The organism is Scandinavium sp. (genome assembly GCF_051650185.1).
Taxonomy (GTDB): domain Bacteria; phylum Pseudomonadota; class Gammaproteobacteria; order Enterobacterales; family Enterobacteriaceae; genus Scandinavium.
This window is the reverse complement of record NZ_JBOFIN010000064.1, coordinates 49,022-56,311: the sequence shown is the minus strand read 5'-3', so window position 1 is coordinate 56,311 and position 7,290 is coordinate 49,022. Positions and strand designations below refer to the sequence as shown.

Genomic DNA, 7,290 nt, shown 5'->3' with positions numbered 1-7,290 from the left:
GCCTCACACGAAGGGATGGAAGGCATGGACATGAGTCACGCGGAAACCGCTCACTAAGGGGCCGAGGAAGAAACGATGTTCGGAAAATTAACACTGGATGCAGTGCCCTACCACGAACCCATTATCGTGGTTACGGTGGCTGCCATTATCATCGGTGGGGCGGCCTTACTGGGCTTGATTACTTACTTCGGTAAGTGGACCTACCTGTGGAAAGAGTGGCTGACGTCTGTCGACCATAAAAAGCTCGGTATCATGTACTGCATCGTAGGTATCGTGATGCTGATTCGTGGCTTTGCTGACGCCATCATGATGCGTAGCCAGCAGGTTCTTGCCTCAGCCGGTGAAGCAGGCTTCCTGCCGCCGCACCACTACGATCAGATCTTTACCGCTCACGGCGTTATCATGATCTTCTTCGTGGCGATGCCGCTGGTTATCGGCCTGATGAACGTGGTTGTTCCTTTGCAGATCGGCGCGCGCGACGTTGCGTTCCCGTTCCTGAACAACCTGAGCTTCTGGTTCACTGTCGTCGGCGTTATCCTGGTTAACCTGTCTCTCGGTGTGGGCGAATTCGCACAGACCGGCTGGCTGGCCTATCCACCGCTGTCGGGCATTGAGTACAGTCCGGGCGTAGGGGTCGACTACTGGATTTGGGCGCTTCAGCTCTCCGGTATTGGTACGACGCTGACCGGGATCAACTTCTTTGTGACCATCATCAAGATGCGTGCGCCTGGCATGACCATGTTCAAGATGCCTGTTTTCACCTGGGCTTCTCTGTGCGCTAACGTCCTGATTATTGCCTCCTTCCCAATCCTGACTGTCACCATCGCGCTGCTGACCCTTGACCGTTATATCGGTACCCATTTCTTCACCAATGAAATGGGCGGCAACATGATGATGTACATCAACCTGATCTGGGCCTGGGGCCATCCGGAAGTATACATTCTGGTGCTGCCGGTGTTTGGTGTGTTCTCCGAAGTGGCGGCCACCTTCTCCCGTAAGCGTCTGTTTGGTTACACCTCACTGGTGTGGGCAACCGTCTGTATTACCGTTTTGTCGTTCATCGTTTGGCTGCACCACTTCTTCACCATGGGTGCGGGCGCGAACGTAAACGCCTTCTTCGGTATTGCGACCATGATTATCGCGATCCCAACCGGGGTTAAGATCTTCAACTGGCTGTTCACCATGTATCAGGGCCGTATCGTGTTCCACTCTGCGATGCTGTGGACCATCGGTTTTATCGTGACCTTCTCGGTTGGCGGTATGACTGGCGTTCTGCTGGCGGTGCCAGGTGCGGACTTCGTGCTGCACAACAGCCTGTTCCTGATCGCCCACTTCCATAACGTGATTATCGGTGGTGTGGTGTTCGGTTGCTTCGCGGGTATCACCTACTGGTGGCCGAAAGCCTTTGGCTTCACCCTGAACGAGACCTGGGGCAAACGCGCCTTCTGGTTCTGGATCATCGGCTTCTTCGTGGCGTTTATGCCGCTGTACGTGCTGGGCTTCATGGGTATGACCCGTCGCCTGAGCCAGCAGATTGATCCGCAGTTCCACCCTATGCTGGTTGTTGCAGCCTGTGGTGCGGCGCTGATTGCCTGTGGTATCGCCTGCCAGCTAATTCAGTACTACGTGTCTATTCGCGACCGCGAGCAGAACCGTGACCTGACCGGTGACCCATGGGGCGCGCGTACGCTGGAGTGGGCAACCTCCTCTCCACCTCCGTTCTATAACTTTGCCATTGTGCCGCAGATTCATGAGCGTGACGCATTCTGGGAAATGAAAGAGAAAGGCGAAGCGTACAAGCAACCTGCAAGCTATGAAGAAATCCATATGCCGAAAAACAGCGGTGCGGGCATCGTCATTGCCGCTTTCGCAACGGTATTCGGTTTTGCCATGATCTGGCATATCTGGTGGATGGCGATTGTCGGCTTCCTCGGCATCGTGATCAGCTGGATTGTGAAAAGCTTCGACGAGGACGTGGATTACTACGTGCCGGTAGCAGAAATCGAAAAACTGGAAAATCAGCATTTCGATGAGATCTCTAAGGCAGGGCTGAAAAATGGCAACTGATACTCTGACTAACGCGCACGCCCACGCGCACGACCATGGGCATCACGATTCAGGGCCGACCAAAGTCTTCGGCTTCTGGATCTACCTGATGAGCGACTGCGTTCTGTTCTCCATCCTGTTCGCGACCTACGCGGTGTTGGTCAACAACACCGCCGGTGGCCCGGCAGGGAAGGACATTTTCGAGCTGCCATTCGTTCTGGTCGAGACAGCTCTGCTGCTGTTCAGCTCCATCACTTATGGCATGGCGGCGATCGCCATGTATAAGAACAACAAAAGCCAGGTTATCTCCTGGCTGGCGTTGACCTGGCTGTTCGGTGCAGGCTTCATCGCGATGGAAATCTATGAATTCCATCACCTGATCGTAGAAGGTATGGGTCCGGATCGCAGTGGTTTCCTGTCCGCGTTCTTCGCGCTGGTCGGTACCCACGGTCTGCACGTGACCTCTGGTCTTATCTGGATGGCCGTCCTGATGTTCCAGATTAGCCGTCGCGGCCTGACCAGCACTAACCGTACTCGTATCCTGTGCCTGAGCCTGTTCTGGCACTTCCTGGACGTAGTGTGGATCTGCGTGTTCTCTGTAGTCTATCTGATGGGGGCGATGTAATGAGTCATTCAACCGATCATGGCGCGTCTCACGGCAGCGTAAAAACCTACATGACAGGGTTTATCCTGTCGATCATCCTGACGGCTATCCCGTTTGCGATGGTGATGAACGGCTCTGCGTCCCACGTTGTGCTGATTGGCACTGTGCTGTTGACCGCTGTGGTGCAGATTCTGGTGCATCTGGTGTGCTTCCTGCACATGAACAGCAAGTCTGATGAGGGCTGGAACCTGACGGCCTTCATCTTTACTGTACTGATCATCGCCATTGTGGTGATAGGCTCCATCTGGATCATGTGGAACCTTAACTACAACATGATGGTTCGATAAGAGCGTCGCGTATGTTTAAGCAATACCTGCAAGTTACAAAACCCGGCATCATCTTCGGTAACCTGATCTCGGTGATCGGCGGTTTCCTGTTGGCCTCCAAAGGCCACATCGATTACCCGCTGTTTATCTACACCCTGGTTGGCGTATCCCTGGTCGTTGCATCCGGTTGTGTTTTCAACAACTACATCGACAGGGATATCGACAAGAAGATGGAACGAACCAAAAATCGGGTGCTGGTCAAAGGCCTGATTTCTGCGAACGTTTCGCTGGTGTATGCCACTCTGTTGGGTGTTGCTGGCTTCGCGCTGCTGTGGTTCGGTGCTAACCCGCTGGCCTGCTGGCTTGGCGTCATGGGGTTCGTGGTTTATGTCGGCGTTTACAGCCTGTACATGAAGCGCAACTCCGTGTACGGCACGCTGATTGGTTCCCTGTCGGGCGCAGCGCCGCCGGTGATTGGCTATTGTGCCGTCACCGGCAACTTTGACAGCGGTGCGGCGATTCTGCTGGCGATCTTCAGCCTGTGGCAGATGCCTCACTCCTACGCCATCGCGATTTTCCGCTTTAAGGATTATCAGGCGGCGAACATCCCGGTTCTGCCGGTGGTGAAAGGGATCTCCGTTGCCAAAAACCACATCACGCTCTACATCATCGCTTTTGCTGTGGCGACCCTGATGCTCACCCTCGGCGGCTATGCAGGTTATAAATACCTGATTGTGGCTGCCGCGGTCAGCGTCTGGTGGTTGGGCATGGCATTACGCGGCTATAAAGTCGCTGATGACAGGATCTGGGCGCGCAAGCTGTTCGGTTTCTCTATCATCGCGATTACAGCCCTTTCCGTGATGATGTCCGTCGACTTTATGGTGCCGGATTCTCATTCCGCTCTGGCTTACCTCTGGTAAATCGGACGAAATGAATAAAAGGGTGCTTCGGCACCCTTTTTTATTCATGTAATCAATAAACTCCCGATGTAATATTTGCTAATCAACGGCTTGTTTACCCTGCCCTTCCCCGGCCTTACACTAAGCGCTGCTTTTATATTGAGGTGGAAATGAACGATTTTAAAATGACACCGGGGGAACTGCGCGCAACCTGGGGTTTAGGGACCGTTTTCTCATTGCGCATGCTCGGCATGTTTATGGTCCTGCCTGTTCTGACCACATACGGCATGGCGCTTCAGGGCGCGAGCGAAGCGCTGATTGGCCTGGCTATCGGTATTTACGGCCTGGCACAGGCTGTTTTTCAAATCCCTTTCGGCCTGCTCTCCGACCGCATCGGTCGCAAGCCGCTGATTGTCGGCGGATTACTGATTTTTGTCCTCGGCAGCGTGATTGCCGCCCTCTCGGATTCTATCTGGGGCATTATTCTTGGCCGCGCATTGCAGGGCTCTGGCGCGATTGCCGCCGCGGTGATGGCGCTGCTGTCTGACCTCACTCGGGAACAGAACCGCACCAAAGCGATGGCCTTTATCGGCGTCAGCTTCGGGGTCACTTTTGCTATTGCGATGGTGCTTGGCCCCATCGTCACCCACAAGCTCGGTCTGCACGCCCTCTTCTGGATGATTTCCGGCCTGGCGACGCTCGGCATTCTGCTGACCATCTGGGTAGTCCCCAACAGCGAAAACCATGTGCTGAACCGCGAATCAGGCATGGTAAAAGGCTGCTTCAGCAAAGTGCTGATGGAGCCAAAGCTGCTGAAGCTGAACTTCGGCATTATGTGTTTGCACATCCTGCTGATGTCGACGTTTGTCGCCCTGCCTGGTCAGCTCGAAGCCGCAGGTTTTCCCGCCGCCGGGCACTGGAAAATCTATCTGGTGACCATGGTGATTTCATTCGTTTCGGTGGTGCCGTTTATCATCTACGCCGAAGTGAAACGCCGCATGAAGCGCGTGTTCCTGGTGTGCATCGCCCTGATCCTGATCGCAGAGATCGTGCTGTGGGGTTCCGGTTCTTACTTCTGGGAGCTGGTCGCAGGCGTGCAGCTGTTCTTCCTGGCGTTTAACCTGATGGAAGCCCTGCTGCCCTCGCTTATCAGCAAGGAATCCCCGGCCGGGTACAAAGGGACTGCGATGGGTATCTACTCCACCAGCCAGTTCCTCGGCGTGGCGATTGGCGGCTCACTGGGCGGCTGGGTCGATGGCTTCTTTGATTCGCAAACCGTCTTTTTGATGGGAGCACTGCTGGCAACGGTTTGGCTATTAGTCGCCATGACCATGCAGGAACCGCCTTACGTCAGCAGCCTGCGAGTCACCCTCCCGGATGATGTGGACGCAGACGAAGCGCTGAAGTCTCGCCTGCTGGCAAAAGAAGGCGTGAAGGAAGTGTTGGTGGTGGCGGCGGAACGTTCTGCCTATGTCAAAATCGACAGCAAAGTGACCAACCGCTTTGAAGTGGAGCAGGTTATCAAAGCCGTTTGATTCAAGGATTGCCGGGTGGCGGCGTTGCCTTACCCGGCCTACGATCCCCAAATCACGACTCCGGCGTAACCCCTTTCTTCAATAAAATATTCCCATACTTCGCTGTTTCTCCGGTGACCACAATCGCAGAGGCTTTCTGCGCTCGCTCGTAAAAGGCAAAGCGATCGATTCGGCTCACTGACCTCCCCTCCCCTTCGCCAAACAGCGCTTTCAGGTAGCGAGCCTCGACGCTGTGGTCGAGCTGATCACCTGCCACCGGAGCCATCATCACCAGCGGATCGGCATAGCTGTCGAGTTCAAACAGCGGAATGACCGCTTTCAACAAAGCATCGATTTTCAGACCATCCGCGCGAATGACCTGTGGCCCGATGCTGTGTGCGGGGAAGTGCGCGTCGGCGAAAATGATTTCATCGCCATGCCCCATTTCGGCCAGCGTTTTCAGCAAGTCAGGCGAAATCAAAGGCGAGAGTGTTTTCAGCATGTCAGTTTTCCTGTGGCGTATAAACGCGGTAGCGATACTCGACAGCGGCTCGTGCGGCACTGGCCGTCGGATAGAAACCGACACCGCTCCAGCCGTAAAAAGAAGCGCCGAGCACGGTGGTTTCGGCCTCATCCAGCACTTTCACCGGAATGCCCAGCGCATCGGCTTTCATCTGATTCCAGAGCGTATTGCGGCTTCCCCCGCCCACCAGCAGCAATTCACGGGTTTTGAAACCCGCAGCCTGCTCCAGCCTGGCAAGATTGTCTTTCAGCTGGCGCGTTAATCCCTCCAGCGCAGCGCGACACAGATGCCCGCGCGTGGTGCCTAAATTCACGCCTTCCCAGCCCGCCTGCGGGTGTGTTAACAGCTCGCAATTCATCCTCACGCCCTCGCAACCCGCAGGAATACGACGCGCTTGCTCCACGATGTCTTGCCACGGCGTTTGCGCATCGCCCAGCAGCGTGCGTAACCACTCCAGCACGCCAGAGGCCAGATACTGCATGCCCGGGTTGTACACGCCGGGTTCGCTGTCGAGTTCGCAGGTCGAGCCCTGGCAAGCCGCCAGTTTCTGACTGTCGATTTTGCGGCTGCGTACCATCAGGATTTCCCAGGTGCCGGAAGAAAGCACCGGCTGATCGATATCTGCCCCTGCGCCATACAGCGCGAACTGCGTATCGTGGCCACAGGAGATGACCGGCAAAGCAGGCGGTAACCCAAGAAACGCCGCCATCGCTGGAAGTAGCTGACCGACGCACTCCCCTGGTGTGATTTGTGGCGGAAAGAGCGACTCCGGGATACCCACTAAATCGAGGAGGGATGCACTGAAATCGTGGCTCTGCAACGACAACAGCTGGCTGGTTCCCGCCATGGTGCGATCGGTGGTGAATTCTCCCGTCAGGCGTTGGTTAATCAGCGAAGAGATAAACAGCCAGCGGTGCGCTTTTGCCAGCAGATCCGGATGGTGTTGCTTCAACCAGAATAGCTTGTAGAGGGTGTTAAAACTGAAATGCCCGACGCCGCTGGTTTTTTGCAGCCACTCAGGGGAAACCTGCTGCAGGAAGGTGTTCATCACCGGCGTTGTGCGCGGACATTTCCAGCTGATGATGGGATAAAGCAATTCCCCGCAGCTATCCACCAGCGCCCCGTCGACGCCAAAGGTGGTGACAGTCAGCCCGGCAATTCGGTAGTCGATAAGCTGGGCCTGAACCTCACGGCAACAATGCGCAAAACGCTGCATAATGGCATCCAGCGACCACTGGTGCCAGGCAGGATCTTCCGTTGCAGGCTCACTGGCATTGGCGATGCTCGCACGTGCGACAATCGAACCGTTCAGATCCAGGGCCATCGCCCGCACGTTGGTCGCCCCGCAATCGAGAACCAGAAAACAGTCTTTCATCGT

The 7,290-nt window shown here is 55.6% G+C and carries 7 protein-coding genes; 5 read left to right on the top strand and 2 right to left on the bottom strand.

Translation table 11 applies throughout. From position 1 onward, the window contains the following. Positions 1-75: 75 nt before the first annotated feature. The 5 genes from cyoB to ACRCWW_RS08030 all read left to right on the top strand — a co-directional run bounded on the left by cyoB (position 76) and on the right by ACRCWW_RS08030 (position 5,410). A complete protein-coding gene (gene cyoB, locus ACRCWW_RS08050) occupies positions 76-2,067 on the top strand; it encodes a cytochrome o ubiquinol oxidase subunit I (protein ID WP_330983116.1) in 1,992 nt (663 codons plus the stop codon). Next, positions 2,057-2,671 carry a cytochrome o ubiquinol oxidase subunit III gene (locus tag ACRCWW_RS08045; RefSeq protein ID WP_404657903.1) on the top strand — a complete coding sequence of 205 codons (615 nt, stop codon included), beginning with the start codon at positions 2,057-2,059 and terminating at the stop codon, positions 2,669-2,671. The genes cyoB and ACRCWW_RS08045 overlap by 11 nt, the downstream gene beginning before the upstream one ends. Next, the gene (locus ACRCWW_RS08040; protein ID WP_330983114.1) at positions 2,671-2,997 is read left to right on the top strand and encodes a cytochrome o ubiquinol oxidase subunit IV; all 327 of its coding nucleotides are present in this window, start codon (positions 2,671-2,673) and stop codon (positions 2,995-2,997) included. Before ACRCWW_RS08045 ends, ACRCWW_RS08040 begins: the two co-directional genes overlap by 1 nt. An 11-nt stretch (positions 2,998-3,008) precedes the next feature. Then, positions 3,009-3,896, top strand: a complete 888-nt coding sequence (gene cyoE, locus ACRCWW_RS08035) for a heme o synthase (RefSeq protein ID WP_438681941.1) — start codon at positions 3,009-3,011, stop codon at positions 3,894-3,896. 149 nt (positions 3,897-4,045) lie between these two features. After that, positions 4,046-5,410, top strand: coding sequence for an MFS transporter (locus ACRCWW_RS08030; protein ID WP_438681940.1), 1,365 nt, complete (start codon positions 4,046-4,048; stop codon positions 5,408-5,410). Between the two features lie 52 nt (positions 5,411-5,462). Here the strand turns inward: ACRCWW_RS08030 and fucU are convergent, their stop codons facing one another. Both fucU and fucK read right to left on the bottom strand, forming a co-directional pair. Then, a complete protein-coding gene (gene fucU / locus ACRCWW_RS08025) occupies positions 5,463-5,891 on the bottom strand; it encodes an L-fucose mutarotase (protein WP_438681939.1) in 429 nt (142 codons plus the stop codon). Position 5,892: 1 nt separating this feature from the next. Then, a complete protein-coding gene (fucK, locus tag ACRCWW_RS08020; protein ID WP_438681938.1) occupies positions 5,893-7,287 on the bottom strand; it encodes an L-fuculokinase in 1,395 nt (464 codons plus the stop codon). Between the last annotated feature and the right edge of the window lie 3 nt (positions 7,288-7,290).

Coding starts and splice junctions, on each gene's coding strand:
- ACRCWW_RS08045 (WP_404657903.1), top strand. CDS start 2,057: ATGGCAACTGATACTCTGACTAACGCGCACGCCCACGCGCACGACCAT.
- ACRCWW_RS08030 (WP_438681940.1), top strand. CDS start 4,046: ATGAACGATTTTAAAATGACACCGGGGGAACTGCGCGCAACCTGGGGT.
- ACRCWW_RS08040 (WP_330983114.1), top strand. CDS start 2,671: ATGAGTCATTCAACCGATCATGGCGCGTCTCACGGCAGCGTAAAAACC.
- cyoB (WP_330983116.1), top strand. CDS start 76: ATGTTCGGAAAATTAACACTGGATGCAGTGCCCTACCACGAACCCATT.
- fucK (WP_438681938.1), bottom strand. CDS start 7,287: ATGAAAGACTGTTTTCTGGTTCTCGATTGCGGGGCGACCAACGTGCGG.
- fucU (WP_438681939.1), bottom strand. CDS start 5,891: ATGCTGAAAACACTCTCGCCTTTGATTTCGCCTGACTTGCTGAAAACG.
- cyoE (WP_438681941.1), top strand. CDS start 3,009: ATGTTTAAGCAATACCTGCAAGTTACAAAACCCGGCATCATCTTCGGT.